24 protein-coding genes and 4 tRNA genes are annotated in these 26304 nt (G+C 70.8%); 17 read left to right on the top strand and 11 right to left on the bottom strand.

Annotated features, from left to right (window positions below; genetic code table 11):
* The first annotated feature begins 5 nt into the window (after positions 1-5).
* From purS to ACFUNE_RS18470, 7 genes are all read left to right on the top strand, one after another.
* Positions 6-257, top strand: a complete 252-nt coding sequence (gene purS, locus ACFUNE_RS18440; protein WP_099173088.1) for a phosphoribosylformylglycinamidine synthase subunit PurS — start codon at positions 6-8, stop codon at positions 255-257.
* The gene (purQ, locus tag ACFUNE_RS18445) at positions 254-934 is read left to right on the top strand and encodes a phosphoribosylformylglycinamidine synthase subunit PurQ (protein ID WP_383568533.1); all 681 of its coding nucleotides are present in this window, start codon (positions 254-256) and stop codon (positions 932-934) included. The genes purS and purQ overlap by 4 nt, the downstream gene beginning before the upstream one ends.
* Complete coding sequence (purL, locus tag ACFUNE_RS18450) at positions 931-3180, top strand: phosphoribosylformylglycinamidine synthase subunit PurL (protein WP_383568536.1); 2250 nt, start codon at positions 931-933, stop codon at positions 3178-3180. The genes purQ and purL overlap by 4 nt, the downstream gene beginning before the upstream one ends.
* A 105-nt stretch (positions 3181-3285) precedes the next feature.
* Positions 3286-3813 carry an ArsR/SmtB family transcription factor gene (locus ACFUNE_RS18455; protein WP_383568538.1) on the top strand — a complete coding sequence of 176 codons (528 nt, stop codon included), beginning with the start codon at positions 3286-3288 and terminating at the stop codon, positions 3811-3813.
* Between the two features lie 27 nt (positions 3814-3840).
* Positions 3841-4662 (top strand): M23 family metallopeptidase, encoded by an 822-nt coding sequence (locus tag ACFUNE_RS18460; protein WP_383568541.1) that lies wholly within the window; start codon positions 3841-3843, stop codon positions 4660-4662.
* Between the two features lie 116 nt (positions 4663-4778).
* Positions 4779-5576: a sterol carrier family protein gene (locus ACFUNE_RS18465; RefSeq protein WP_383568544.1), complete on the top strand. Its 798-nt coding sequence runs from the start codon at positions 4779-4781 to the stop codon at positions 5574-5576.
* A 53-nt stretch (positions 5577-5629) separates the two neighbouring features.
* Positions 5630-6451: an META domain-containing protein gene (locus tag ACFUNE_RS18470; protein ID WP_383568547.1), complete on the top strand. Its 822-nt coding sequence runs from the start codon at positions 5630-5632 to the stop codon at positions 6449-6451.
* Between the two features lie 67 nt (positions 6452-6518).
* Here ACFUNE_RS18470 and ACFUNE_RS18475 read toward each other — a convergent pair whose 3' ends face one another.
* Together ACFUNE_RS18475 and ACFUNE_RS18480 are read right to left on the bottom strand one after the other, a co-directional pair.
* Positions 6519-7973 carry a sulfatase-like hydrolase/transferase gene (locus ACFUNE_RS18475; RefSeq protein ID WP_383568550.1) on the bottom strand — a complete coding sequence of 485 codons (1455 nt, stop codon included), beginning with the start codon at positions 7971-7973 and terminating at the stop codon, positions 6519-6521.
* A 198-nt stretch (positions 7974-8171) separates the two neighbouring features.
* Positions 8172-8264: a putative leader peptide gene (locus ACFUNE_RS18480; RefSeq protein WP_351527697.1), complete on the bottom strand. Its 93-nt coding sequence runs from the start codon at positions 8262-8264 to the stop codon at positions 8172-8174.
* A 490-nt stretch (positions 8265-8754) separates the two neighbouring features.
* Between ACFUNE_RS18480 and purF the strand changes: the two genes are divergently transcribed.
* Positions 8755-10281, top strand: coding sequence for an amidophosphoribosyltransferase (purF, locus tag ACFUNE_RS18485; RefSeq protein ID WP_383568553.1), 1527 nt, complete (start codon positions 8755-8757; stop codon positions 10279-10281).
* Positions 10282-10341: 60 nt separating this feature from the next.
* Entirely contained in the window at positions 10342-11415 is a 1074-nt protein-coding gene (purM, locus tag ACFUNE_RS18490) for a phosphoribosylformylglycinamidine cyclo-ligase (RefSeq protein ID WP_383568556.1), read from the top strand.
* Between the two features lie 146 nt (positions 11416-11561).
* Here purM and ACFUNE_RS18495 read toward each other — a convergent pair whose 3' ends face one another.
* Positions 11562-11819, bottom strand: a complete 258-nt coding sequence (locus ACFUNE_RS18495; protein ID WP_383568559.1) for a DUF3073 domain-containing protein — start codon at positions 11817-11819, stop codon at positions 11562-11564.
* 355 nt (positions 11820-12174) lie between these two features.
* The gene (locus ACFUNE_RS18500; RefSeq protein WP_383568561.1) at positions 12175-13272 is read right to left on the bottom strand and encodes a Leu/Phe/Val dehydrogenase; all 1098 of its coding nucleotides are present in this window, start codon (positions 13270-13272) and stop codon (positions 12175-12177) included.
* A gap of 177 nt (positions 13273-13449) precedes the next feature.
* On the opposite strand from ACFUNE_RS18500, the gene ACFUNE_RS18505 reads away from it, so the two are divergent.
* Positions 13450-14295: a hypothetical protein gene (locus ACFUNE_RS18505; RefSeq protein WP_383568564.1), complete on the top strand. Its 846-nt coding sequence runs from the start codon at positions 13450-13452 to the stop codon at positions 14293-14295.
* 660 nt (positions 14296-14955) lie between these two features.
* Positions 14956-15162: a developmental transcriptional regulator BldC gene (gene bldC, locus ACFUNE_RS18510; RefSeq protein WP_003949541.1), complete on the top strand. Its 207-nt coding sequence runs from the start codon at positions 14956-14958 to the stop codon at positions 15160-15162.
* Between the two features lie 534 nt (positions 15163-15696).
* Here bldC and ACFUNE_RS18515 read toward each other — a convergent pair.
* The 3 genes from ACFUNE_RS18515 to hrpA form a co-directional block, all read right to left on the bottom strand.
* Complete coding sequence (locus tag ACFUNE_RS18515) at positions 15697-16068, bottom strand: DUF6274 family protein (RefSeq protein ID WP_383568567.1); 372 nt, start codon at positions 16066-16068, stop codon at positions 15697-15699.
* A 141-nt stretch (positions 16069-16209) separates the two neighbouring features.
* Positions 16210-16284 (bottom strand) — tRNA-Asp (locus ACFUNE_RS18520).
* 138 nt (positions 16285-16422) lie between these two features.
* The gene (gene hrpA, locus ACFUNE_RS18525; RefSeq protein ID WP_383568570.1) at positions 16423-20355 is read right to left on the bottom strand and encodes an ATP-dependent RNA helicase HrpA; all 3933 of its coding nucleotides are present in this window, start codon (positions 20353-20355) and stop codon (positions 16423-16425) included.
* 301 nt (positions 20356-20656) lie between these two features.
* Between hrpA and ACFUNE_RS18530 the strand changes: the two genes are divergently transcribed.
* The gene (locus tag ACFUNE_RS18530; RefSeq protein ID WP_383568688.1) at positions 20657-21433 is read left to right on the top strand and encodes a DsbA family protein; all 777 of its coding nucleotides are present in this window, start codon (positions 20657-20659) and stop codon (positions 21431-21433) included.
* Entirely contained in the window at positions 21430-22275 is an 846-nt protein-coding gene (locus ACFUNE_RS18535; protein WP_383568573.1) for a cytochrome c biogenesis CcdA family protein, read from the top strand. The genes ACFUNE_RS18530 and ACFUNE_RS18535 overlap by 4 nt, the downstream gene beginning before the upstream one ends.
* A 38-nt stretch (positions 22276-22313) precedes the next feature.
* Here ACFUNE_RS18535 and ACFUNE_RS18540 read toward each other — a convergent pair.
* The 4 genes from ACFUNE_RS18540 to ACFUNE_RS18555 form a co-directional block, all read right to left on the bottom strand.
* Positions 22314-22390: transfer RNA gene (locus ACFUNE_RS18540), tRNA-Phe, on the bottom strand.
* Between the two features lie 22 nt (positions 22391-22412).
* A tRNA-Asp gene (locus ACFUNE_RS18545) sits at positions 22413-22487 on the bottom strand.
* 39 nt (positions 22488-22526) lie between these two features.
* Positions 22527-22599: transfer RNA gene (locus ACFUNE_RS18550), tRNA-Glu, on the bottom strand.
* Between the two features lie 80 nt (positions 22600-22679).
* Positions 22680-24209, bottom strand: coding sequence for a metallophosphoesterase (locus ACFUNE_RS18555; protein WP_383568576.1), 1530 nt, complete (start codon positions 24207-24209; stop codon positions 22680-22682).
* A 123-nt stretch (positions 24210-24332) separates the two neighbouring features.
* Between ACFUNE_RS18555 and ACFUNE_RS18560 the strand changes: the two genes are divergently transcribed.
* From ACFUNE_RS18560 to ACFUNE_RS18575, 4 genes are all read left to right on the top strand, one after another.
* Positions 24333-24686 carry a metallopeptidase family protein gene (locus ACFUNE_RS18560; protein ID WP_015578045.1) on the top strand — a complete coding sequence of 118 codons (354 nt, stop codon included), beginning with the start codon at positions 24333-24335 and terminating at the stop codon, positions 24684-24686.
* Positions 24683-25174 (top strand): CrcB family protein, encoded by a 492-nt coding sequence (locus tag ACFUNE_RS18565; RefSeq protein WP_383568579.1) that lies wholly within the window; start codon positions 24683-24685, stop codon positions 25172-25174. The genes ACFUNE_RS18560 and ACFUNE_RS18565 overlap by 4 nt, the downstream gene beginning before the upstream one ends.
* Positions 25171-25554 carry a fluoride efflux transporter FluC gene (locus tag ACFUNE_RS18570; RefSeq protein ID WP_383568581.1) on the top strand — a complete coding sequence of 128 codons (384 nt, stop codon included), beginning with the start codon at positions 25171-25173 and terminating at the stop codon, positions 25552-25554. The genes ACFUNE_RS18565 and ACFUNE_RS18570 overlap by 4 nt, the downstream gene beginning before the upstream one ends.
* 116 nt (positions 25555-25670) lie before the next feature.
* Positions 25671-26228, top strand: a complete 558-nt coding sequence (locus ACFUNE_RS18575) for a hypothetical protein (protein WP_383568584.1) — start codon at positions 25671-25673, stop codon at positions 26226-26228.
* Positions 26229-26304: the final 76 nt, after the last annotated feature.

Below are 26304 nucleotides of genomic sequence, written 5' to 3' on the forward strand. Positions count from 1 at the left end.
TGCCAGTGGCACGCGTCGTAGTCGACGTCATGCTCAAGCCGGAGATCCTCGACCCGCAGGGACAGGCTGTGCAGCGCGCGCTGCCCCGTCTCGGGTTCGACGGAATCGCGGACGTTCGTCAGGGAAAGCGTTTCGAGCTCGAGGTCGAGGGGCCGGTCGACGACGCCGCCCTCGCCCGTATTAACGAGATCGCCGAGACCTTCCTCGCCAACACCGTCATCGAGGACTTCACCGTCAAGGTGGAGGAGGAGAAGTGACCACCCGTATCGGCGTCGTCACTTTTCCCGGCACGCTCGACGACCAGGACAGCCTGCGGGCCGTACGGATCGCGGGCGCCGAACCCGTATCCCTCTGGCACCGCGACAAGGACCTCCACCAGGTCGACGCGGTCATCCTGGCGGGCGGATTCAGTTACGGCGACTATCTGCGGGCCGGTGCCATCTCGCGTTTCTCGCCGGTCATGGAGACCGTCATCGAGCAGGCGAAGGCCGGCATGCCGGTCCTCGGCATCTGCAACGGTTTCCAGATCCTGACCGAGGCGCACCTGCTGCCCGGCGCGATGCTGCGCAACAACCACCTCCACTTCATCTGCCGCGACCAGAAGCTGCGGGTGGAGAACGCGGAGACCGCCTGGACCTCGGACTACACGGCGGGCCAGGAGATCTCCGTACCGCTGAAGAACGTGGACGGCCGCTACACCGCCGACGAGCGCACGCTCGACGAGCTGGAGGCCGAGGGCCGCGTCGCCTTCCGTTACGCCGACGTCAACCCGAACGGCTCGCTGCGCGACATCGCCGGCATCACCAACGCCGCGGGCAACGTCGTCGGTCTGATGCCGCACCCGGAGCACGCCGTCGAGCCGCTGATCGGCACCGGTCGCACCGACGGCCTGGGTTTCTTCACCTCGATCATCAAGAAGCTGGTCAACGCATGAGCCTGGACACGGTCAAGCACGCGGCCGAAACCCCGGACGCCGGACAGCCCTGGAAGGAGCTCGGCCTCAAGGAGGACGAGTACGCCCGGATCCGCGAGATCCTGGGCCGCCGTCCCACCGGCGCCGAGCTCGCCATGTACTCCGTGATGTGGTCCGAGCACTGCTCCTACAAGAGCAGCAAGGTCCACCTCAAGCAGTTCGGCGAGAAGGTCCCCGCCAACGACGCGATGCTCGTCGGCATCGGCGAGAACGCCGGTGTGGTCGACGTCGGCCAGGGGTACGCGGTCACCTTCAAGGTGGAGTCGCACAACCACCCCTCGTACATCGAGCCCTACCAGGGCGCGGCCACCGGCGTCGGCGGCATCGTCCGCGACATCCTGGCCATGGGTGCCCGCCCGATCGCGGTCGTCGACCCGCTGCGCTTCGGTGCGGCCGACCACCCCGACACCCGGCGGGTCCTGCCGGGCATCGTCGCGGGCATCGGCGGTTACGGGAACTGCCTCGGCCTGCCGAACATCGGCGGCGAGGTCGTCTTCGACTCCTGCTACCAGGGCAACCCGCTCGTCAACGCCGGCTGCATCGGCGTGATGAAGCACGAGGACATCCACCTCGCCCAGGCCTCCGGCCCCGGCAACAAGGTGATCCTCTACGGCGCCCGCACCGGCGGCGACGGCATCGGCGGCGTCTCCGTGCTGGCCTCGGAGACGTTCGACGACACCAAGCCCACCAAGCGCCCCGCCGTCCAGGTCGGCGACCCGTTCCAGGAGAAGCTCCTCATCGAGTGCACCCTGGAGATCTTCAAGGAGAAGCTCGTCGCGGGCATCCAGGACCTCGGCGGCGCCGGGCTCTCCTGCGCCACGAGCGAGCTGGCCTCCGCGGGCTCCGGCGGCATGCGCGTCGAGCTGGACACCGTGCCGCTGCGCGACTCCTCCCTCTCGCCCGAGGAAATCCTCATGAGCGAGTCGCAGGAGCGCATGTGCGCGATCGTCGAGCCGCAGCACGTGGACCGCTTCATGGAGATCTGCGAGAAGTGGGACGTCATCGCCACCGTCATCGGTGAGGTGACGGAGGGTTCGCAGCTGGAGATCTTCTGGCACGGCGAGCAGATCGTGGACGTGCCGCCGCGGTCCGTCGCCCACGAGGGCCCGACGTACCACCGGCCCTTCGCCCGTCCCTCCTGGCAGGACGCGCTGCAGGCGGACGACGCCGGAAAGCTGGCCCGTCCGGCGAACGGCGCGGAGCTGCGCGAGCAGGTCCTCAAGCTGGTCAGCTCCCCGAACCAGGCCTCGAAGTCCTGGATCACCGACCAGTACGACCGCTTCGTGCAGGGCAACACCGTGCTGGCGATGCCCGAGGACGCGGGCATGGTCCGGATCGACGAGGAGTCGAATCTGGGCGTGGCGATGGCGACCGACGGCAACGGCCGTTACGCCAAGCTCGACCCGTACACGGGCGCACAGCTCGCGCTGGCCGAGTCCTACCGCAACGTCGCGGCGTCCGGCGCCAAGCCGCTCGCCATCTCCGACTGCCTGAACTTCGGTTCGCCCGAGGACCCGGACGTCATGTGGCAGTTCGCCGAGGCCACCCGCGGTCTCGCGGACGGCTGCCTGGAGCTGGGGACGCCGGTCACCGGCGGCAACGTCTCGCTGTACAACCAGACCGGCGAGACGGCGATCCACCCGACGCCGGTCGTGGCCGTCCTCGGCGTGATCGACGACGTCACCCGGCGCACGCCGGTCGCGTTCGCCGAAGAGGGCCAGCTGCTCTACCTCCTGGGCGACACCGCCGAGGAGTTCGGGGGCTCCGCCTGGTCCGAGGTCGTCCACCAGCACCTCGGCGGCATGCCGCCCAAGGTCGACCTGGGCCGCGAGAAGCTGCTCGGCGAGATCCTGATCTCGGCCTCCCGCGACGGCATGATCGACGCGGCGCACGACCTCTCGGACGGCGGCCTGATCCAGGCGGTCACCGAGTCCTGCCTGCGCGGCGGGAAGGGCGCCCGGCTGGTCGTCCCGGACGGTCTGGACGCGTTCACCTTCCTGTTCTCGGAGTCGGCGGGCCGCGCGGTCGTGTCGATCCCGCGCAGCGAGGAGCTCCGCTTCAACGACATGTGCGGTGCGCGGGGTCTGCCCGTGGTCCGGATCGGTGTCGTGGACGGCGACGAGATCGAGATCCAGGGTGAGTTCAGCATCCCGCTGAGCGAGCTGAGCGTGGCTCACGAGGGGACCCTGAAGGGTCTGTTCGCCTAGGTTCTGCCTGTACCGAAGCCCCCGTCCGGGTCGACCGGCCGGGGGCTTCGGCGTTTCCGTACCAGAAGTTTGAATGATGTTACGTAATTACGTAAGGTGGATGTCATGGAGCTCGAGGAGCGTGTCGCCGAGCTGGAGCGCCGCCTCGCGGTGCTGGAGTCGGCCTCCGGGAGCGGGAAGCCGGAGCTGGGCGTCGGGGACTTCTGGGCGCTGGACGGGCTGAAGGACCAGCTCGACCAGGTCGGAGCCGCTGCGGCCGACGGCGGGGTGCTGTTCACGGGCGCGGTGAGGCTGCCGGCCGGCGAACGGTACGAGTGGCAGTACGGGGCGCTCACCGCGGGGCTCCTGGGGCGCACCGACGAGGACCGCCCCGACTGGGCGGAAGCCGCCGAACCCCTGGCCGCGCTCGGCCACCCGGTCCGGCTGCGGCTGCTCCGCGAGATCCTGGGCGGCCGGCGTACGGCCGCCGAGCTGGCCGAACTGGCCGACATGGGCACGACCGGCCAGATCTACCACCATCTGCGCCTGCTCACGGGCGCGGGCTGGCTGCACACGACCGGGCGCGGGCGCCACGAGGTGCCCGGCGCGCGGGTCGTGCCGCTGCTGGTGGTGCTCACGGCCGCCCGGCCCTGAGCCCGCACGCCGAGACCGAGGGGGGCCATGTCCGTTCGCAAGGTCGCGATGATCCTCTACCGCTGCTGCTGGCTCGCCTTCGTCGCACTGGTGCTGGTCGACGTCCTTGCCGAGTCGCTGGTCCCGTTCGGGCTGGTCTTCGTGCCCGCGGCGGCCGCGATCCTCATCGGTCTCCTGGTGGGCCGCAGCCGCGCGGACCGCGCGGCGGACCGGCCGGCCGTCGAGGTGGGCCCGCCGGTGACCGGGCGCTGGATCGCGCTCAACAGCCCGGCGGACAAGGCCCCCAGCCACGGCACGCACGGCTACGGGCAGACCTACGCGATCGACATCGTCGCCGAGCCTGAGGAAGGCGACCGTCCCCCCTTCCGCCCGCTGTGGCCGGTCGCCCGGCCCAACCGCGACTTCCCCGCCTTCGGCGCCCCGCTCGTCGCGGTGGCGGACGCCACCGTCGTGCACGCGAGCGACGGCCGACGCGATCACCTCAGCCGGAACTCCGGCCCCGCGCTGGCGTACCTGATGGTGGTGGAGGCGTCCGTGCGTGACATGGCAGGCCCCCGCCAGGTCTTCGGCAACCACATCGTTCTCGACCTCGGCGACGGGACGTACGCCGCGTACGCCCATCTCCGCCGCGGCTCCCTCCAGGTGAAGGCCGGGGACACCGTCAGGGCGGGACAGCTGCTCGCCCACTGCGGGAACTCCGGCAACTCCACCGAGCCGCATGTGCACTTCCAGCTGATGGACCACCCGGACCTCGACGCGGCCCGCGGAATCCCCTTCACCTGGCGGGGCATCGGCGTACCGGCCAACGGCGAGGCGTTCACGGCCGAGGGGGCCGTCGGCAGCGGCTGACGACGAGCATGCGAAGCACGGCTGTGCGTTCTCGCCGCGGCGGGCCATCGGCGTGAGCGGCGGACCTCACCAGGAGCCGAGTGGCGCTGTCAGAGGCGACGGTTAGTCTCGCCCCCATGCCCCCGGCCAGGAAGCGCCCCCGCGCCTATGACGTCACCCGGACCCGGACAGCCGTCCTGGCCCAGTTCGCCCACGTGCGGGAGGCCGTTCGTGCCCTGACGCCCGAGCAGCTCGCCCGGCCGGGGCCGGGGGAGTGGACGGTGCGGGAGCTCGCCGCGCACCTGGCCATGGCCCTGGAGCGGGTCAGCCGGGCCATGGAACTGCCGGCGCCCGGAGGGCCCAGGCCGGAGATCGCCCTGCTGGAGTGGCCGTTCTCCACGGCGCTGAACGCCCCGGGAATCGCCGGCAGCGCCCGGGATCTTGCCGAGGCAAGGCCGGGCCTCGACGCGCTCTACGAGGAGACGGCGGCCCGATTCGGGGAGCTGGTGCCCGACGACGCCGGGGACCGGCTGGTGACGACCCGGGCGGGGTCGATGCGGCTGGGCGATTTCCTGGTCACCCGCACGGTCGAACTGGTCGTCCACACCGACGACCTCCACCGGGCGACCGGACTCGACATCCCCTACGACCGTCAGGCGCTCGCCGCCTGTACCCGGCTGCTCGCCGACGCCCTCGCGGACAAGGCGCCCGGCGGCTCGGTCGAGGTGCGTGTCCCGCCGTTCGCCGTCGTCCAGTGCATCGGGGGCCCCAAGCACACCAGGGGTACGCCACCCAATGTCGTCGAGACAGACCCGCTCACCTGGATCCGGCTGGCCACCGGACGGACGCGGTGGGCCGACGCGCTCGAAGCGGCGCAGGTCAGCGCCAGTGGTGAGCGCGCCGACCTCGCCCCGCTCCTTCCGCTGATGGGCTGAAGGGGAACCGGATCGGCTACTCGATCCGTCCCAACGCCATGCGCACACAACGTATGACTGTCAGCGCCCTGGCCCTCTTCACCCTTGCCGCCTGCGGCACGGAGTCGGGTTCCGGAGGGGGATCCGGGGACTCCGGGGACGGAAGCGGCACCGTACGGACCGAGTCGCACGTGACCGGTGTCCACTGGAACGTGTCCTCCCTGACCGTCGGCGGGAAGAAGACCGCCGCACCCGAGGGCGCCCACGTCCGGATCGACTCCGAGGGGAAGGCCACGGGCAACCTCGGCTGCAACCGGTTCACCTCCGACGTCCGCCTGGACGGCGACAAGGTCACGGTCGGCCGGAGCACCACCACCGGGATGGCGTGCGAGAAGGACGTCCAGCAGTTCGAGAACGCGATGGGCAAGGCCTTCCACGGCGAGCTCGAGGCCGCTGTGGCGGGCCGGGGCGACGAGCAGACCCTGACCCTGACCACAGCGGGAGGCGACTCGATCGCCCTCGCCTCCGAGCCGCCCGCCCCCCTCACCGGCACCACCTGGAAGGTCACCGGTCTGGCGTCCGGCAGCACCGCGGCGTCCCTGCCCGCCGGCACGGAGGACAAGGCGCACCTCACCTTCGCGAAGGACGGATCGGTGGAGGGCAGCCTCGGCTGCAACTCCTTCCACGGCAAGGCGGCGGTCTCCGGCTTCACCCTCGCCTTCGGTCCGCTCGTCACCACCAGGAAGATGTGCCCCGGTCCCGAGATGGAGCTGGAGCGCGCGCTGCTCGGTGTGCTGGAGGGCAGGACGACGTACGCGATCGATCACCGCTCCCTGTCGATCGAGGCCAAGAGCGGCAAGGGACTCGACGCGACCGCCCCGGCCGCGGGGAAGTGACCGGGTGGGACGACCGCCCCGGCGGCCGGGAACCGGCCGACCGGGGCTGATCCGCTCCGCCGGGGCCTCATGAACCCGTCGGATAGGGGAGCAGGCCCGAGTTCGTCCTCTCCCACGAAGCCCTCAGCCCGGCCAGCCGCTTCGGTTCGGCCGCCGCGCGGTCGGCCTGTTCGCGCTGGTCGTCGGCCAGGTTGAACAGCTGGTCGGCGCCGCCCTTCCCCCGGTAGTACTTCCAGTCGCCGCGCCGCAGCGCCCGTTCGCCCCGCACCCGCCAGAACAGGTCGCGCTCCTCGGGCACTTCGTCCCGCAGCAGATACCCGGCGAGGCTGACGCCGTCGAGCGGGTGAGCGGGGTCGGGCCGCGCTCCGCCGAGCTCCAGCAGGGTCGCCGTCCAGTCGGGCGAGAACACCGGGAGGTCGCTGACCTGGTGGCCGTCGATGCGCGCCGGCCAGCGCAGCACGGAGGGGACCCGGATGCCGCCCTCCTGGAGCGAGCTCTTGTTGCCGGAGAGCGGCCAGTTGTAGGAGAAGCGCTCGCCGCCGTTGTCGCTGGCGAAGAAGACCAGGGTGTCCTCCTCCTGACCGGACCGCTTCAGCGCCTTCAGCACCTCGCCGACCGAGCGGTCCAGGTCCTCGACCATCTCGGTGTACTTCTCGACCGAACCGCCGTCGGCGTTCCAGAGGGCACCCCGGTCACCTGCCTCGATCCGGCGGACGATCTCGGCACTCGCCTCCGTGTCCCCGTCCGCGATCCACGGCCAGTGCGGGGTGGTGAAGTTCAGATTGAGCAGCCACGGCTTGTCGTGGTCGCGCTGCACGTACTCGCTCGCGCGCTCCGTCAGGATCCGCGTGTAGTAGCGCAGGTCCTTGTACTCGGCATCGCCCTCGTACAGGTCGTACTCGCCCCCCAGACCGAGCTTGGAGTAGTACTCCAGGGCTCCGCCGAAGTTCCCGAAGAACTCGTCCCAGCCCGACTTGGTCGGGCTGTAGTCCGGCAGGTATCCGCAGTGCCACTTGCCGATGAGCGCGGTCGCGTAGCCGGCACCGCGCAGCAGGGACGCCAGCGTCGGGTGGGTGGGCTCCAGCCCCACGGACCTGTCGGCGATGGGCTCGGAGAGCCCGCCCTTCGTCCGCCCCGGGTAGCGCCCGGTGTAGAGGCTGAAGCGGGTGGGGGAGCAGGTCGCGGACCCGGCGTAGGCATCGGTGAACCGCACGCCCTGGCGCCCCAGCTTGTCCAGGTTGGGGGTCCGGATGTGCGGGGCGCCGTACGAGGAGAGATCCGCCCAACCGAGGTCGTCGCCGAGGATGAACAGGATGTTGGGACGGCGCGCGTGCTTGCCGCGGGCGGCGCGGAAGGGCCGTTCGCCGGGCGTCGTCACGGGGGCGGCCGCCGCCGGGGCGGCGGCCTGTATCCCCGCGGCGGCCGCGGCGGCGGTCGCGCCGACGGCGGTGGTGAAAGTGCGGCGGCTCAGCGGCGAACCGGAACGCGTATCCGCATGCATGTTCGAATCACGAGAGGTCATGAGGTCTCCTGGGCGGGCCCCGGCCGTCGGTCGGGGGTGGGGCGCGAGGGGGAAGAACGCGGCGGTGCCCGTCAGGAGCGGGTACGCACGGTGGCAGGCCCGGTCATGAGGGGCGGAAAGGAGGAGAGGCGGAAACGCGTGTGCGCGTGCCGGAGTTCGAGGCGAATGCCCTCGAAGGGTTCCGGGGGTGCGACAGGCTCAGGCGCAGCGACAGATGGCGCTCGCGACACGTCCCAGATCGACGTGGCGGCGCTCCACGAGCGTGACCGAATGATCACCGAGGGGCTGCATGGGGATGGAGCCTGCCAACGGGCCATGAGCCTGTCAACGGTGGTCTCGCACTGCGGACAGCCGTCTCACGTGACAACGGACCCGCCCGCCGATCTTCCGCCCGGACGGGGCGGGCGGGTGCGGACCGTCGACCCGCCGGAGCCGCCTGCGGGGTCCCGGCCGGGGCCCCGCGGTGTGAGGCTCGCCACGATACGGGCGTTCGGCCATCGCCCGATCCGCCACTGGTCCCGGCCCGATCCGGGCCTCGGGAGGGGCGGTCGCGGGTCACGGCCCCCGTCCTGCCCGACCCGTCGGTAACCGCCCTCCATCCCGGTCCTCGGCGGCCCGAGGGGCACCGGGCCCGAAGGGCGAACCGCGCCGGGGTCACCCGGAGTGATCGTCCGACGCCGGGTCCGGCGCCCGCCGGAAGGGCGCCGCCGTCGTGCCCGCGGCCCGTGCCGGGCGGTCGTCCAATTCGGACCGGTGGTCGATCTCGCCTACACTCGGTGCCGTGCCTCGTGGTGATGGACGACTCAACCACGACCTGCTCCCCGGAGAGAAAGGCCCCCAAGACGCTTGCGGCGTCTTCGGTGTCTGGGCTCCCGGCGAAGAGGTCGCCAAGCTCACCTATTTCGGACTGTATGCCCTGCAGCACCGTGGACAGGAGTCCGCGGGCATCGCAGTGAGCAACGGGTCCCAGATCCTGGTCTTCAAGGACATGGGACTGGTCTCGCAGGTCTTCGACGAAACGTCTCTGGGATCGCTCCAGGGCCACATCGCGGTCGGTCATGCCCGCTACTCCACCACCGGTGCCTCGGTGTGGGAGAACGCGCAGCCGACGTTCCGTGCCACCGCGCACGGCTCGATCGCCCTGGGTCACAACGGCAACCTGGTCAACACGGCTCAGCTCGCCGAGATGGTCGCCGACCTTCCTCGCAAGGACGGGCGTGCCACCCAGGTCGCGGCGACCAACGACACCGATCTGGTGACCGCGCTGCTCGCCGGCCAGAGAGACGACGACGACAAGCCGCTCACCATCGAGGAGGCCGCCGCAAAGGTGCTCCCCGAGGTCAAGGGCGCCTTCTCGCTCGTCTTCATGGACGAGCACACGCTCTACGCGGCCCGTGACCCGCAGGGCATCCGCCCCCTGGTCCTCGGCCGTCTCGAGCGTGGCTGGGTGGTGGCCTCCGAGTCCGCAGCCCTCGACATCTGCGGCGCCAGCTTCGTCCGCGAGATCGAGCCGGGCGAGCTCGTCGCCATCGACGAGAACGGCCTGCGCACCTCACGCTTCGCGGAAGCGAAGCCCAAGGGCTGTGTCTTCGAGTACGTCTACCTGGCCCGCCCCGACACCGACATCGCCGGTCGGAACGTCTACCTCTCCCGCGTGGAGATGGGCCGGAAGCTGGCGGCCGAGGCTCCGGCCGAGGCCGATCTGGTCATAGCGACGCCGGAATCCGGAACCCCCGCGGCCATCGGCTACGCCGAGGCGAGCGGAATTCCGTTCGGGGCCGGACTGGTCAAGAACGCCTACGTCGGCCGGACCTTCATCCAGCCCTCGCAGACCATTCGCCAGCTGGGCATCAGGCTCAAGCTGAACCCGCTCAAGGAAGTCATCAAGGGCAAGCGCCTGGTGGTCGTCGACGACTCGATCGTCCGCGGCAACACCCAGCGCGCCCTGGTGAGGATGCTCCGCGAGGCGGGAGCAGCCGAGATCCACATCCGGATCTCCTCCCCGCCAGTGAAGTGGCCCTGCTTCTTCGGCATCGACTTCGCGACGCGGGCCGAGCTGATCGCCAACGGCATGTCGGTCGACGAGATCGCCACCTCCATGGGTGCCGACTCGCTCTCGTACATCTCGATCGACGCGATGATCGAGGCGACGACGATCGACAAGCCGAACCTCTGCCGCGCCTGCTTCGACGGCGAATACCCGATGGAGCTTCCGGACCCGGAACTGCTCGGCAAGCAGCTGCTGGAGACGGAGCTGGCGGCCGGTCCCGCCGCGACCGCGGCGGCCGACGCACTGCGTCGTCCGTGATCCGGACCGACCGGTCGCTGCTCCACCAGCCCCGTATTCCCACACGAAAGATCCCGGGCCATGTCTGAGACAACAGGTGCTTCCTACGCTGCGGCGGGCGTCGACATCGAAGCCGGTGACCGCGCCGTCGAGCTGATGAAGGAGTGGGTGAAGAAGACGCAGCGCCCCGAGGTCGCCGGCCTCGGCGGTCTCGGCGGATTCGCCGGCCTCTTCGACGCCTCGGCGCTCAAGCGCTACGAGCGCCCGCTGCTCGCCTCGGCCACCGACGGCGTCGGCACGAAGGTCGATCTGGCCCGTCAGATGGGCGTGTACGACACCATCGGCCACGACCTCGTCGGCATGGTCGTCGACGACCTGGTCGTCTGCGGCGCCGAGCCGCTCTTCATGACCGACTACATCTGTGTCGGCAAGGTGCATCCCGAGCGTGTCGCGGCCATCGTGAAGGGCATCGCCGAGGGCTGTGTCCTCGCGGGCTGCGCCCTCGTCGGCGGCGAGACGGCCGAGCACCCGGGCCTGCTGGGTCCGGACGACTTCGACGTCGCGGGCGCCGGTACGGGCGTGGTCGAGGCCGACCGCCTGCTCGGCCCGGACCGTATCCGTAAGGGTGACGCCGTGATCGCGATGGCGTCGTCCGGTCTTCACTCCAACGGGTACTCGCTCGTGCGCCACGTGGTCTTCGACCGGGCCGGCTGGACCCTGGACCGTCAGGTCGAGGAGTTCGGCAGGACGCTCGGTGAGGAGCTCCTGGAGCCCACCAGGATCTACTCCCTGGACTGCCTGGCACTGACCCGTACGACCGAGGTGCACGGCTTCAGCCACGTCACCGGTGGCGGCCTGGCCAACAATCTGGCCCGGGTGATCCCGGACGGGCTGCACGCCACGGTCGACCGCGCCACCTGGACGCCGGGCGCCGTCTTCGACCTGGTCGGCAAGGCCGGACAGGTCGAGCAGCTGGAGCTCGAGAAGACGCTCAACATGGGTGTCGGCATGATCGCGGTCGTCCCGGCCGATTCGGTGGACGCGGCCCTGACGACGCTGGCCGACCGGGGTGTCGACTCCTGGGTCGCCGGTGAGATCACCGAGCGCGGGGACCACGCGACGGGCGCCGAGCTGACGGGCAGCTACGCACGGTAGGACGCCGCCACCGCCGGTCCGGTACGGCCCCGGACCGGCGACGGAGCCTTCCGCGCCGATCACGGTGGCACCTCGCCCGTGCGTGCCGGGACAGCACAGAACCCGGTCCGGGCAGGCCCGGACCGGGTTGATGTGTCAGCGCGAGGTCAAGCGCCGCGGCGCTGTGACGACGGACCGGACTGGTCGTCCCCGTCCGCGTCCTCGTCGTCGTTGTACTGATCCGCGTACTGTGCGTACGGGTCATCTTCCTCGTCGTCGTCCTCGAACGGCTCGGCGTTCGGTGGTTGACTCGAAGGTGATGCGCCCAGCTCATTGGCCAGACGCGACAGGTCTGTCCCGCCGCTGCTGTACTTCAGCTGACGGGCGACCTTGGTCTGCTTGGCCTTTGCCCGGCCGCGCCCCATGGCTCGACCCCCTCGGTGACGGGGCTCGACGGCCCCAGAGTCTTGACACGCGTTCATGTTTCAGGACGGACTCTCGGTAGAGAGACCGCGCCCGTGGCTTTAACGGTACCTGCTTCCTCGGCCATACGGTACGCCGCCCGCATCACGTGCCTCGGTGCAGGACCGCAGAGGAGCCCGTCCTCGCTGGTCAACCCCGATTTTAACCTCTTGAGGACGGCCGACCCGCCGACCGGAGTGAGTCTTGTCTCCCTGCGGCCCGCCGGCGTCCCCGCCGCCTGCGCGAACGCCCCCGCCACCGGGTCCTCCTCGCGGACCGGTGGCGGGGGCGCGGTGCTCGGCACGGCGGCCGAGGCGTTCAGCGGCGGCGGGCGTCCGCCATCCGCTGCTCGGCGATCCGGTCGGCGGCGGCGGCCGGCGGAATACCATCCGCCTTCGCACGTGCGAATATGGCCAGCGTGGTGTCGAAGATCTTTGTGGCCTTGGCCTTGCACCGGTCGAAGTCGAACCCGTGGAGCTCGTCCGCGACCTGGATCACGCCACCGGCGTTCACCACGTAGTCCGGTGCGTACAGGACCGAGCGGTCGGCGAGGTCCTTCTCGACGCCGGGGTGCGCGAGCTGGTTGTTGGCCGCGCCGCACACCACCTTGGCGGTGAGTACGGGGACGCTCTCGTCGTTCAGCGCGCCGCCGAGTGCGCACGGGGCGTAGATGTCGAGGCCCTCGGTGCGGATCAGCGCGTCCGTGTCCACGGCCACGGACACCTCGGGGTGCAGGTCGGTGACCCGGCGCACGGACTCCTCGCGCACGTCCGTAACGACGACTTCGGCGCCGTCGCTCAGCAGGTGCTCGACCAGGTGGTGGCCGACCTTGCCGACGCCCGCGACACCGACCTTGCGGCCGCGCAGGGTGGGATCGCCCCACAGGTGCTGGGCCGAGGCCCGCATCCCCTGGAAGACACCGAACGCGGTGAGCACGGAGGAGTCGCCGGCGCCGCCGTTCTCCGGGGAGCGGCCGGTGGTCCAGCGGCACTCCCGGGCGACGACGTCCATGTCGGCGACGTAGGTGCCGACGTCGCAGGCGGTCACGTAGCGTCCGCCGAGCGAGGCCACGAACCGGCCGTAGGCGAGCAGCAGTTCCTCGGACTTGACCAGGTCCGGGTCGCCGATGATGACGGCCTTGCCGCCTCCGTGGTCGAGGCCGGCCATGGCGTTCTTGTAGGACATGCCGCGCGACAGGTTCAGCGCGTCCGCGACCGCCTCCGCCTCGGAGGCGTACGGATAGAAGCGGGTCCCGCCGAGGGCCGGGCCCAGGGCGGTGGAGTGGAGGGCGATGACGGCCTTGAGGCCGCTCGCACGGTCCTGGCAGATCACGACTTGCTCGTGACCCCCCTGATCCGAGTGGAACAGGGTGCGCAGGACATCGGCCTGGACGGGCACGCCGGTCACATCGGTCACTGTGGTGACTCCCAAGTACGAAGCGGCGGAAGACCCTCCTGAAGGTGGGGAGGGCCTCGGACCGACCGGCTCCGGCCGGTCCGACTGGGCACGAGCGTAAGTCCTCGTGGCACGTAGATCTGTTCCCGTGCCCGGGATCACCCCCCTGTGGAGTACGGGCGTGACACGATTTACCGCATGTCGGTGGTGTCTTCGGTGCTCGTCCCTTACGCGTCCTACCTGCGGGTGTACGAGCCACTCGCCGCCTTCCGCGAACCCGAACGGAGTCACTGGACGCGTTACGCGCGGCGCTCGGAGCTCCCCACGGCCCAGGACGAGCTGCGCCGTTCGCTCGCCGACCTGGTCCCCACTCCGCCGGTGGCGGTGCCGGTGCACGAGAGTGCGGACGCCTTCGTCGCGGTGGTCGACGGCGCGATCTGTGTCTGCCCGTGGCGGACCCGGATGCGCGGCTGGCTGGCCATGGGCGAACTGGGGGGTCTGTTTCCGGCCACTGTGCTGGACGCGGTGCTGCCCCCGGTGGTGCGCGGGCAGGCGGAGGCGGACTACGAGCGGTGGGCCGAGCGGAACCCGGACGCCCGTCCCTGGATCCGGACCACGGTGTGGCACGTGCCGGTGCGCTGGTTCGTCCTCTTCGACGACGAGGAGCGGGAGTACGTCGCCGCGGGCGCCGGCGTGGAGCGCCCCCTGCTGCGGTACCGGACGCCGATGGTGCAGGCGCGCCGCCGGCTGGCGAGGGCGCTGCGGACGCTGCGGGAGACCGTCGACGAAGGGCCGCTCACCGAGGGGCTCGTGGAGGTGGGGCGCTGGCTGGAGGAGTTCCACCCGCGCGCCATGGTCGAGCTGGACTACGGCGGCCTGGTCCATGCCCTCAGCGGCGAGCAGCTCGCGGGGGACCGGTCGGCCGCGGACGTGGCCGAGGGCATCGCGGCGCTGCGCTCCGGCGACAGCGACGCCGCGGGTGTCGCGTACGGACGCCTCGCCGACCGCTGGCGGGCGGTGCGCGACCTGCAGTCCTCCAACTAGCCCGAAGCGGTGTGAATTGGAACGCACCGCCGCATAGAGGGGCTATCCGCAGGGAAGAGACATCCTGTGAGGTGTCCGACATCGGTCGGCGCCGCGGGAGCCCGGCGGAGGTGAACGGGGATGTCATGAGGGGAACTGACGGGTCATGAACCCACGCCCGATGTGACGCGTGCGACAGGTGGGACGGGAGTCCACCCGTGAGGGCCGGGACCTACGTCCCGAACCGGGCCTTTGCCTCAAGCGTGACGGACAGCACTAACGGGGCCCTTGCGCCCTTCCCTACTCCTCATGCCAAAATAGGACAAGGAGTCCGGGGAGGACTCTGTCCGCCCAACTATGGGTGGAATGCTCAGCATTGCACGCTATGGGGGGTCTGATGACTTCTGACGACTCCTGATTGTCCTGTGACTGATCGTTACTGGGGCGTGACTGTCCGCTATGGCATGGTCCATCGGCTTCCGTCGCTGATGAACACCTGGGAGGGCAATTCCATCGGTTTGGCCGACGTGGCTGGACGGATGGTGTAGTTGTAGTGCCGAGGACAAGCCGTTCGTCCTATAACCGACTCGGCCCGCGTCCGCCATTTCGGGCAACGCGGGTCAAGGTGCAGAATTTAGAGGAAAGAACCGAGATGGTTCGGTTCTCCCGAGGAGGCCGCTCATGACCGCTCGCACCCCTGATGCCGAGCCGCTGCTGACCCCGGCTGAGGTTGCCACGATGTTCCGCGTGGACCCGAAGACGGTCACCCGGTGGGCAAAGGCCGGCAAGCTCACGTCCATCCGCACGCTCGGTGGACATCGCCGGTACCGCGAGGCAGAGGTCCGCGCACTGCTTGCGGGTATTCCGCAGCAGCGCAGCGAGGCCTGACACACCCCTGTCGCCGCAGCCACAACAGGGCGCTGGTGGGTCCCCCAACCCCCGGTGTCCCACTCATAGCTCCATACGACGGGTGCCCGCCCCAACGGGTGCCATGCCTGTGACATGCGGGTTCGTCGTTCGATCGCGCTGGACTCCGCCGGGTCCAGCGCGATTTTTTTGTGCCCGGACAGGTGCGCAGGGCGACCTGGGGGTGCGCCCGCCGGGGCGCGGCAGGTGCCCGAACGGTGCGGGTGGCTGCCCGAACCAGCCGACGGGTCGGTTTGCGGGTGGGTTCGTGTGCGACTCCGGGCGGGCCTGTTCGGGGCTGTTCGCCCGGGTCCCGGATGCCGTGGGAGGGCTCGGGCGGAACGGTCCGGGATGTACGTCCAAGGCAGTGCAATTGCACATATTAAATTCGCCAGTTGTAGGAAGTGCGTAAGGTCCCCCCTGCGCAAAACTGATTCGGTGACTCCCGTCACACCGGCATGGTCTTGCCAACTACGAGCCTGCCACTGCATGGGGGCGCCCGGCTGCGGGAGATGGTCATGTCGCGGGAGGACTTTCGTCCCCGGGGCGGGCCTCCGGCCGGGCTTCGAGGAGGGTCTCGGGGCGGCCCGCGCGGCAGTCCGTTCCGGTCGCCCCGTCGCCCGCCGGCCGCCGAAGCGGGAGGGGTGCCGCCCCGGCGTCCGCTGCGGGGTCCCCGGCGCCCGTCTCCGGGGCGCGCGCCGCCTCCGTCGAGTTGCCGGGCTCCACGGGCGTACGAGGGGCCTGTGGGGCCGTCAGGGGCTCCATGGCGAGCCGCAGCAGGCGATGGCAGATCGGACAGTGCCGGGTGAGGTGGCGGTAGCCGGAGGCGGCCGCCAGGTGGGCGCGCAGCAGCGCGCGGGTCTCGTGCCTTTCCGTGGGCGCAGGCATGCGTGCGGCCTCCCGGTGGACCCGCCGCCCCGGGCCGAGGGAAACAGGGGCGGACTCCGTCCTACGGAGTTACCCGCGGCGGGAGCCGGCGTCAAGACGCACGAAAGCCCGGATCCAGGGGATCCGGGCTTTCGTCTACTGCGGTCCTGACGGGATTTGAACCCGCGGCCTCCACCTTGACAGGGTGGCGAGCACTCCAAACTGCTCCACAGGACCAGGTTTTCGCTTCCTGCCTTGCGGCGGGCTGCGAAGACAGACACTACAGGAGGTCCGAGGGCCAGGTCGAACTCACTCACCGTGCGGAGGCCGTCACCGCCCGGTGGGGGGTCGTTCCACGGTGCGGCCGCGCCGACTTCACGGTGCGGCCGCGTCGATCGCCTTCACGATCCGCTTGTCGGAGACGGGCTGTGCGGTGCCCAGCGCGTGCGCGAAATAGCTCACCCGGAGCTCCTCGATCATCCAGCTGATGTCCAGGACCTCCTGGGGCACGGGCCGTCCCTGCGGCAGCTGTTCGAGCAGCCAGGCGTACTCGTCCTGCATCTCGTGGACCTTCTCCATGCGCGTGGTGTCGCGCTGGACGTTCGTCGGCATCTGCTGCAGCCGGCGGTCCTCGGCGACGAGGTAGCGCATCAGGTCGGGCAGCCTGCGCAGCCCGGTCGCCGTGACGAACCCGGGAGGTACGAGGCGTGCCAGGTGGTCCCGTACGTCGGTGACGTTGTTGATCAGGACCAGGCTGTTCGTCGACTTCAGGCGGCGCTCGCAGGCCTGCCAGGCGGCCAGGATCTGCTGCACCTGGCCGATCGTGCGGACGGTGAGGTCCACCAGGTCGGCGCGCACCTTGTCGTAGAGCTTCCGGAAGGACGCCTCGTCCCAGGCCGGGCCTCCGTGCGCGGCGATCAGCCGGTCGGCAGCCGCGGTCGCGCAGTCGTCGAACAGCGCCTGGATGGAGCCGTGCGGATTGCGGGACAGGGCCAGCTTCTGCTGGTTGGTGAGCTTGTCCGAGGCGAACTTGGCCGGGTTCACCGGGATGTTCAGCAGGATCAGCTTCCGGGTGCCGCGCCACATCGCCTGCTGCTGCTCGGCCTCCGTGTCGAAGAGGCGTACGGCGACGGTCTCGCCCTGGTCGGCGAGGGCCGGATACGCCTTCACCGGCTGGCCCGCCCGCCGGGTCTCGAAGACGCGGTTCAGGGTGCCGATCGTCCAGTCGGTGAGGCCCGAGCGCTCGATGGACTCGCCCGACGGCCCCGCGGTCGCCGCGGCGGCCTGGGAGAGGGCCTGGCGGGCCTTGGGGCGCAGCTGGATCTTCAGCGCCTCCAGGTCCTTGTCCTCGGCGACCTTGCGGCGCCGTTCGTCGGTGATCCGGAAGGTGATCTTCAAGTGGTCCGGGATCCGGGACAGGTCGAAGTCGTCGGCCGTGACCGGGACACCGACCATCCGCTGGAGCTCGCGGGCGAGCGTGAACGGGAGCGGCTCCTGGAGCGGAACGGCCCGGTCGAGGAACTTGTCCGCGTAGTTCGGGGCGGGCACGTAGTGCCGGCGGATCGGCTTGGGCAGCGAGCGGATCAGCTCGGTGACCACCTCTTCGCGCAGGCCCGGGATCTGCCAGTCGAAGCCCTCGGAGGTGACCTGGTTGAGCACCTGGAGCGGGATGTGGACGGTCACCCCGTCGGCGTCCGCGCCCGGCTCGAACTGGTAGGTCACCCGGAACTTGAGCTTCCCCTGCCGCCAGGAGTCGGGGTAGTCGTCCTTGGTGACCGCCGAGGCCTTCTCGTTGATGAGCATGGAGCGCTCGAAGTCGAGCGTGTCCGGCTCGTCGCGGCGCTTGTGCTTCCACCAGGAGTCGAAGTGCGCCCCGGAGACGATGTGCTCCGGAATCCGCTGATCGTAGAAGTCGAAGAGCGTCTCGTCGTCCACGAGGATGTCGCGGCGCCGGGCGCGGTGCTCCAGCTCCTCCACCTCGCCCAGCAGTTTGCGGTTGTCGTGGAAGAACTGGTGGTGCGTGCGCCAGTCGCCCTCGACCAGGGCGTTGCGGATGAACAGATCGCGCGACGCCTCCTGGTCGATTCGGCCGAAATTGATCTTGCGCTGGGCGACGATCGGTACTCCGTAGAGCGTGACCCGCTCGTACGCCATCACCGCGGCCTGGTCCTTCTCCCAGTGCGGTTCGCTGTAGGTCCGCTTCAGCAGGTGCTGGGCGAGCGGCTCGATCCACTCCGGTTCGACCTTCGCGTTGACCCGGGCCCACAGCCGGGACGTCTCGACCAGCTCGGCCGACATCACGAAGCGCGGCTGCTTCTTGAAGAGCGCGGAGCCCGGGAAGATCGCGAACTTGGCGCTGCGCGCGCCGACGTACTCGTTCTTCTCGGTGTCCTTCAGCCCGATGTGCGACAGCAGCCCCGCCAGCAGCGAGGTGTGCACCGCCTGCTCGGGTACGCCCTCGTCGCCCCGGGGCTCCTCGACGGCGATGCCCATCTGCTTGGCGACCGTGCGCAGCTGCGCGTAGATGTCCTGCCACTCACGGATCCGCAGGAAGTTCAGGTACTCCTGCTTGCACATCCGGCGGAAGGAGGACGAGCCGCGCTCCTTCTGCTGCTCGCGGACGTAGCGCCAGAGATTCAGGTACGCCAGGAAGTCGGACGTCTCGTCCTTGAACCGGGCGTGGTTCTGGTCGGCCTGCGTCTGCTTCTCGGAAGGGCGCTCACGCGGGTCCTGGATGGAGAGCGCCGCGGCGATGACCATGACCTCACGGGCACAGCCGTTCTTGTCGGCCTCCAGGACCATGCGGGCCAGGCGGGGGTCCACGGGCAGCTGCGAGAGCTTGCGGCCCAGCGGGGTGAGCCGCTTCTTCGGATCCTTCTCCTCCGGGTCGAGCGCGCCGAGCTCCTGGAGCAGCTGGACGCCGTCGCGGATGTTGCGGTGGTCCGGCGGGTCGATGAAGGGGAACTTCTCGATGTCGCCGAGGCCGGCCGCGGTCATCTGGAGGATGACGGAGGCGAGGTTGGTCCGCAGGATCTCGGGGTCGGTGAACTCCGGGCGGGTCAGGAAGTCGTCCTCGGAGTACAGCCGGATGCAGATGCCGTCCGACGTACGGCCGCAGCGGCCCTTGCGCTGGTTGGCGCTGGCCTGCGAGATCCGCTCGATCGGCAGCCGCTGGACCTTGGTGCGGTGGCTGTAGCGGGAGATGCGGGCGTTGCCCGGGTCGATCACGTACTTGATGCCGGGGACGGTCAGGGAGGTCTCGGCGACGTTCGTCGCCAGAACGATCCTGCGCCCCGTGTGGCGCTGGAACACCCGGTGCTGCTCGGCGTGCGAGAGCCGGGCGTAGAGGGGGAGCACCTCGGTGTGTCTGAGGTTGCGTTTGTTCAGGGCGTCCGCGGTGTCACGGATCTCCCGCTCCCCGGAGAGGAAGACCAGGACGTCGCCGGGGGCCTCGCGGTCCAGCTCGTCGACGGCGTCGCAGATCGCGGTGATCTGGTCGCGGTCGGAGTCATCTGTGTCGTCCTCCAGGAGAGGCCGGTAGCGCACCTCCACCGGGTACGTGCGCCCGCTGACCTCCACGATCGGCGCCGCGCCGAAGTGCTTGGCGAAGCGCTCCGGGTCGATGGTCGCCGAGGTGATGACGACCTTCAGATCGGGGCGCTTGGGCAGCAGCCGGGCCAGATAGCCCAGCAGGAAGTCGATGTTCAGCGAACGCTCGTGGGCCTCGTCGATGATGATCGTGTCGTAGGCGAGGAGCTCGCGGTCCGTCTGGATCTCGGCCAGCAGGATGCCGTCCGTCATCAGCTTCACGAAGGTCGCGTCCGGATTCACCTGGTCGGTGAAGCGCACCTTCCAGCCGACGGCCTCGCCGAGCGGGGTCTTCAGCTCGTCCGCGACGCGCTCGGCGACGGTGCGGGCCGCGATCCGGCGGGGCTGGGTGTGCCCGATCATGCCCCGGACGCCGCGCCCCAGCTCCATGCAGATCTTGGGGATCTGCGTGGTCTTGCCCGAGCCGGTCTCACCCGCGACGATCACGACCTGGTGGTCGCGTATCGCCTCCAGGATCTCGTCCTTCTTCTGGCTGACCGGAAGCTGTTCCGGGTACGACAGGGCAGGCATCCGCGCGGCGCGTCCGGCGAGCCGCTCGGCTGCCTTCCCGGCCTCGGCCGAGATCTCGTCCACCACGGACTGACGGGCCTCGGGCTTGCGGATGCGGCGGGCACCCTCGAGACGACGGCCGAGCCGGTGCGCGTCGCGGAGCGAGAGCTGCCCGAGCTGGGTCTGGAGATCGGCGAAGGAAGTAGACATACGGATCCCAGGATCTCACCCGGGCGCGAGGAGTGGCGAACGTATTTCGCCCTGGCCGCGTCGCACCGCGTCCCCGACGGCTCCGCGAGTGCTCCGCGGACGACGGTGGTGACGGAGCGGCACCGAGGGTCACAGCACGTACCATTCCGGGCAACCGACCACCCGTCCCCTGCTGGGCGGCTCCACGTTCCGGGAGACGACCGCTGCCGCCGAACGCTCCGCGCCGGGGGCGCAGGCGGGCCCCACGTACCCGCAACGTCCTGCTCACCCCCCACGCACTCGCACGGAGCGCCGCATGACCATGCCTGCCCGCCGTCCCCCGCCCTCGGCGAAAGAACCGTCCTCCGTGAGGAAGCCGCTGCTCTACGGCCTCGTCGTCGCGGTCGCCGCCGGGCTGCTCGGCTTCGTCTCCTACCGGGCGACCGCCCCGGACGCGTCCCCCTCCGGCACCCCGGCCGCCGCCACGGCCACCGGGCCGGACCCGGACGTCTACCGGGAGCTGGCGGAGCTCGCCCGCCGCGACGCCGGCGACAAGCTGGCCCGGGGGAGCACCGACGCCCCGGTCGTCCTGATCGAGTACGCCGACTTCCAGTGCGGCTACTGCGGGAAGTTCGCCCGGGACACCGAACCCGAACTGATCAAGAGGTACGTCGACGACGGCACCCTGCGCATCGAGTGGCGGAACTTCCCGATCTTCGGCAAGGCCTCCGAGGCAGCCGCCCGTGCCTCCTGGGCCGCGGGGCGGCAGGACCGTTTCTGGGCCTTCCACCGGGCCGCCTACGCCGAGGACGCCAAGGAGAAGGGGTTCGGCGCGGACCGCCTCAGGGCCCTCGCCCGGCAGGCCGGAGTGAAGGACCTCGACCGCTTCGCACGCGACGCCGGCAGCGCGGCGGCCACCGCCGCGGTCGCCGAGGACAGGGAACAGGCGTACGGGATCGGGGCCACGTCCACCCCGTCCTTCCTGATCAACGGCCGCCCCCTGGCCGGGGCCCAGCCCATGGCGGTCTTCACCCAGGCCATCGAAGCGGCGGCCGCGGAGGAAGCGAACGTCGGCAGCGCCGGGGACCCGGCGAAGTGACCCCGGGCATCGGTTACTTCGCCGCCCTGCTCGGTGGCCTGCTCGCCCTGGTCAGCCCGTGCAGCGCCCTGCTGCTCCCGGCCTTCCTCGCCTACTCGGTGGACTCGGCCTCACGGCTCCTGGCGCGCACGTGCATCTTCTACACCGGTCTCGCCACCACCCTCGTCCCGCTCGGGGCCGCCGGCTCCTACGCAGGCCGGCTCTTCTACGGGCACCGGGACGCCCTCGTCCTGGGTGCGGGCTGGCTGATCATCGGGCTCGGTCTCGCCCAGATCGCGGGGCGGGGCTTCGCCTTCCGGCGGATGACGGAGCTCAGTGGCCGGATCCGGCCCACGACGGCGTTCTCCGTCTACGCCCTGGGCGCGGTCTACGGGCTGGCGGGCTTCTGCGCCGGTCCCGTCCTCGGCAGCGTCCTCACGGTGGCGGCCGTCAGCGGCAGCCCCGTCTACGGCGGTCTGCTGCTCGCCGTCTACGCCCTCGGCATGGCCGTCCCACTGTTCGTGCTCGCCCTGCTCTGGGAACGCTTCGACCTCGGCCGCAGGGCCTGGCTGCGCGGCAGGCCGCTGCGTGCCGGCCGCTTCGCGGTGCACAGCACCTCGCTGCTCTCGGGCCTCTTCTTCGCCGGGCTCGGTGTGCTCTTCCTCGTGTACGACGGGACGACCGCGCTCCCCGGACTCCTGGACGTGGACGATTCGTTCGCCGTCGAGCAGTGGGCCCGGCGCGTCGGCGAGCAGGTGTCGGACGGGGCGATGCTGGGGGCCGTGGTGGCAGTGGTGCTGCTGATTCTCGCGGTGCAGGTGTGGCGGAGGCGTACCGGCCGAAAGGAGGAAGGGGCGGCCTGAGCACGACGAAGGCCCCGTCCGTGGACGGGGCCTTCGGGTGGTGGCTGGGGCCGGGATCGAACCGGCGACCTATCGCTTTTCAGGCGATCGCTCGTACCAACTGAGCTACCCAGCCACGCAGCTCATACGGGCTGCAGCGGTCCTGACGGGATTTGAACCCGCGGCCTCCACCTTGACAGGGTGGCGAGCACTCCAAACTGCTCCACAGGACCTAGCTAGTGTGCGAGACAAGTCTCGCACACGGTAAAGCGTGCCCCCAACGGGATTCGAACCCGTGCTACCGCCTTGAAAGGGCGGCGTCCTGGGCCACTAGACGATGAGGGCTAAGGGCCCACCTGCGCGCTTTCCAGCGCGTCGGGGACGTGAGAAGCATATGGGATGCGGGGAGGTATCGCCAAAACGGTTTACGGGGAGGTCGTCGAGGCGCTCGGCGAAGGGGACGGGCTCTTCAGGTTCTCCTCCGGAAGATGGCGGCTGACCTCGGCCGTCGTCAGGCCGAGACCCCCGAGGGTGATCTCGTCCCAGGCCTGCAGATGCCGGGTGGAGCGGTCCAGATAGAGCACCGAGGCGCGCACCTTCTCGGGCTTCTCGTTCTGCACGGCGCGCAGTCCGCCACCGCCCGCGGAACCCTCGACCTTCAGCCGCGTCCCCAGCGGCAGCAGTTCGTTCACCCGGTGGTGCACATGGCCGGCCAGGACCAGCGGAACCGTTCCGTCCGTCTCCCGTGCCGCGTTCGGGTCGTGGGCGACCGCGATGTCCACCGGGGTGCCCGCCCGCCTCTGGTCGCGCAGCGCCGAGGCGAGGCGCATGCCGGCGAGCTGCTCGGCCGCCCTGCCGCCCGTGGGGCGCGTGCGGTCCGGCGTGAACTGGGGGTCCCCGGTGCCCGCGATACGCACACCGGCCACGGTCACCGCGGCCCCCTCGTCCAGGACGTGCACGTTCTTCATCTTCTCCAGGTAGGCCTGGGTCTCCTTCGAGTCGTGGTTGCCCCGCACCCAGACGTAGGGGGCGCCGAGGCTGCGGGCCGGGTCGAGGAAACCGTTCTCCGCGGCCGTCCCGTGGTCCATCGTGTCCCCGGAGTCGATGATCACGTCGATCTCGTACTGCTCGACGAGCGAGCCGATGATGTGCCAGGCGGCGGGGTTGAGATGGATGTCGGAGACCTGCAGGACCCGGATGGTCGCCGGATCGGGCTTGTACACGGGGAGCGTGGACGTGGCGTCGTACAGCTTGGTGACGTTGGTGACGAGCCGGGCCAGTTCCTGCTGGTAGACGTCGAATTCGGTGACGATCGAGCGGGCGTCCCCGACGACCGACGGGGCGCTGGAGAGCAGCCCCGAGAACTTCGGCTCCAGGACGGACTTCGGGTTCCAGGTGGCGTAGGCGCTGACGCCCGAGGCGGCCAGCAGCGCCAGGGCGAGGCCTCCGGCGGCCAGGGCGCGGCGCGGACGCCGGTAGACGACGAGGCCGAGGGCGGTGGCGCCGGAGACGACAGCCACGCAGGAACGGACGGCCAGCTCCCGGGTACCCGCGGCGACGTCCTCGGTGACCTCGTCCTGGAGACCGGAGATGCGCTCGGGGTGTTTGACCAGGGCCTGCGAACGCTCAGGGTCCAGCTGATCGACGTCCACGTCCAGGCGCACCGGGGCGTGGTGGGAGTCCAGCTCCAGGGCGCCGAGCGGTGACACGTTGATCTTGGTGCCGCCGCTCACGGACGGCCGCAGGGTCATGGTGGTGTCCATGGGCCCCACCGGCGTACGCACGCTGCCGACGACCAGGAGCCCGAGCCAGGCGCCCAGGACGACGACGGCCAGCAGGCCGAACGCGCGTCGCCAGGGGTGCGTGGCGGGGACGAGCCCGCCGGCGGGGGCGGTGGCGCGCGGGCGGCGGAGGCGGCGGACACGGGCGGCTGCGGCGTGGAACGGGCGTGCCATTGGGCGCGTATGCCCCGTTCGGGCGGCGGGCATGCGGGCGGACGTGCCGCTGTGGGCCGGGCGGGTGCCCCCGCGGTGGGTACGGCCCGCCCGTCCGGGCCGGGGGTGCGTGACAATGGCGGGGTGCTGGAGATGACGCGCGAGGAGTTCGAAGAGCTGGTGAGCCTGGCTCTTGACCGGGTCCCGCCGGAGCTGATGCGGCTGATGGACAACGTCGCGGTGTTCGTGGAGGAGGAGCCGGAGGACCCGGAGGACCGGGAGCTGCTCGGCCTCTACGAGGGCACACCGCTCACCGAACGCGGTGAGTGGTACGCGGGGGTCCTGCCGGACCGGATCACCATCTACCGGGGGCCGACGCTGCGGATGTGCGAGACCCGCGAGGACGTGGTCGCCGAGACCGAGATCACCGTGGTCCACGAGATCGCCCACCACTTCGGCATCGACGACGAGCGGCTGCACGAGCTGGGATACGGGTGAGCACCCAGGAGCCGCCGCCCGCCCGGCCGTCCGCCGGCCCCGACCTCTCCGTACCCGCCCGGCGTGCCGGGACCGCGGGCGCCGGGCGGTGGCGGGTCCTGGCCGTGATCGCCGCGGGCGGAGCCCTGGGGGCGACCGCGCGGTACGCGGCCTCCCTCGCCTGGCCGGCGGCCGAGGGCGGCTTCCCCTGGGCGGTCTTCGCCGTCAATGTCACGGGCTGTGCCCTGATCGGCGTACTGATGGTGCTGACCGCCGAACGGGGCGTGGTGAAGCATCCCCTGGCGCGGCCTTTCCTGGGGGTGGGCGTGCTCGGCGGGTTCACCACGTTCTCGGCGTACGCCGGTGACGTGTCCCGTCTGCTGGCGCGTCAGGAGGCGGCGACGGCCATGGCGTACGCGGCGGCGACCACCGTGGCGGCGCTCGGCGCGGTGTGGGGGGCGGCCGTGCTCACCCGGGCGCTGGTGGACAGGAGGGGGCGGACGTCGTGAACTGGCTGCTGGTCGTCCTCGGTGCCGCCGTCGGGGCCCCCTTGCGCTATCTGACGGACCGTGCGGTGCAGGCGCGGCACGGCGCCGGGCTGCCGTACGTCTTCCCGTGGGGGACCCTCACCGTCAACGCGGCGGGCAGTCTGCTGCTCGGGGTCCTCACCGGGGCCGCGGTGTCCACGCCTCTGTACGCGCTGCTGGGCACCGGCCTGTGCGGGGCGCTGACGACGTATTCGACGTTCTCCTACGAGACCCTGCGACTGGCCGAGACGGGCCGCGGCTTCCTCGCCGGGGCCAATGTGCTGGTGTCCCTGCTGGTGGGGCTCGGGGCGGTGTTCCTGGGAGCGGAGCTGGCGGGCGGGCCCGGAGGCGTCGGCGGGTGATCCGGACGGACGGCGCGTGTGCGGGTGTTGTGGGCGGGCGTGTCCCCGGCGGGTGCGGGGGAGTTGAACACATCGCTCTCCCGTCCGCCGTCTCTCCTCCCCGGAGGTGCCACCCCGTGCGCCAGTTGTCCGCCCGCGTCCGCTGGGCAGCCGTCACCGCGCTGACGATCGCCGCGTCCACAGGCTGTGTGAGTGTCGGCGACGACGCCGGGGAGCCTTCACCCTCGCGTTCCGCGGGCCGGGAGGGGGCCTCGGCCCGGCCGGACGGCACCACCGTGTCCGGCACCGGCCGGTCCGGTTCCGGCGGCGGCCGGGCCGAGGCGCAGTCCGACCGGGGCTCCTCCCGGAAGCCGGACGGCAAGGCCCCGGGGCGGGCTCCGTCCGCCGGCGCCGAGGACGCCCGGCCCGCGCCCGGCGGCCCCGGCACCCCGCGGCCGACCCTGGGCGGCCCTCTGCCCACCCCCGAGCCCAGCGCTCCGGGCCCCGGCGAGCCGCCGCCTCCGGCGGCCAGTCCCGAGCCGCCCCCGCCCTCGCCCGAGCCGGAGCCCTCGCCGCCGCCGGAGCAGCCCTCGGCCTCGCCGGCCGCGCAGCTCCGCACGGACGCGATGAGGGCTCCGGGGCGGGTCGAGGTGTGGCCCACCCCGCGGGTATCACCGCAGGTCGCGCCGGTGTGAGCGGGCTCCTGACCGGCCCGGTTTGCGCGAAGTGGGGGAGGGTGCGTATGGTAGTAGATCGTTTGATCCCATTGCC

Source organism: Streptomyces sp. NPDC057287 (assembly GCF_042667905.1).
Classification (GTDB): Bacteria; Actinomycetota; Actinomycetes; order Streptomycetales; family Streptomycetaceae; genus Streptomyces.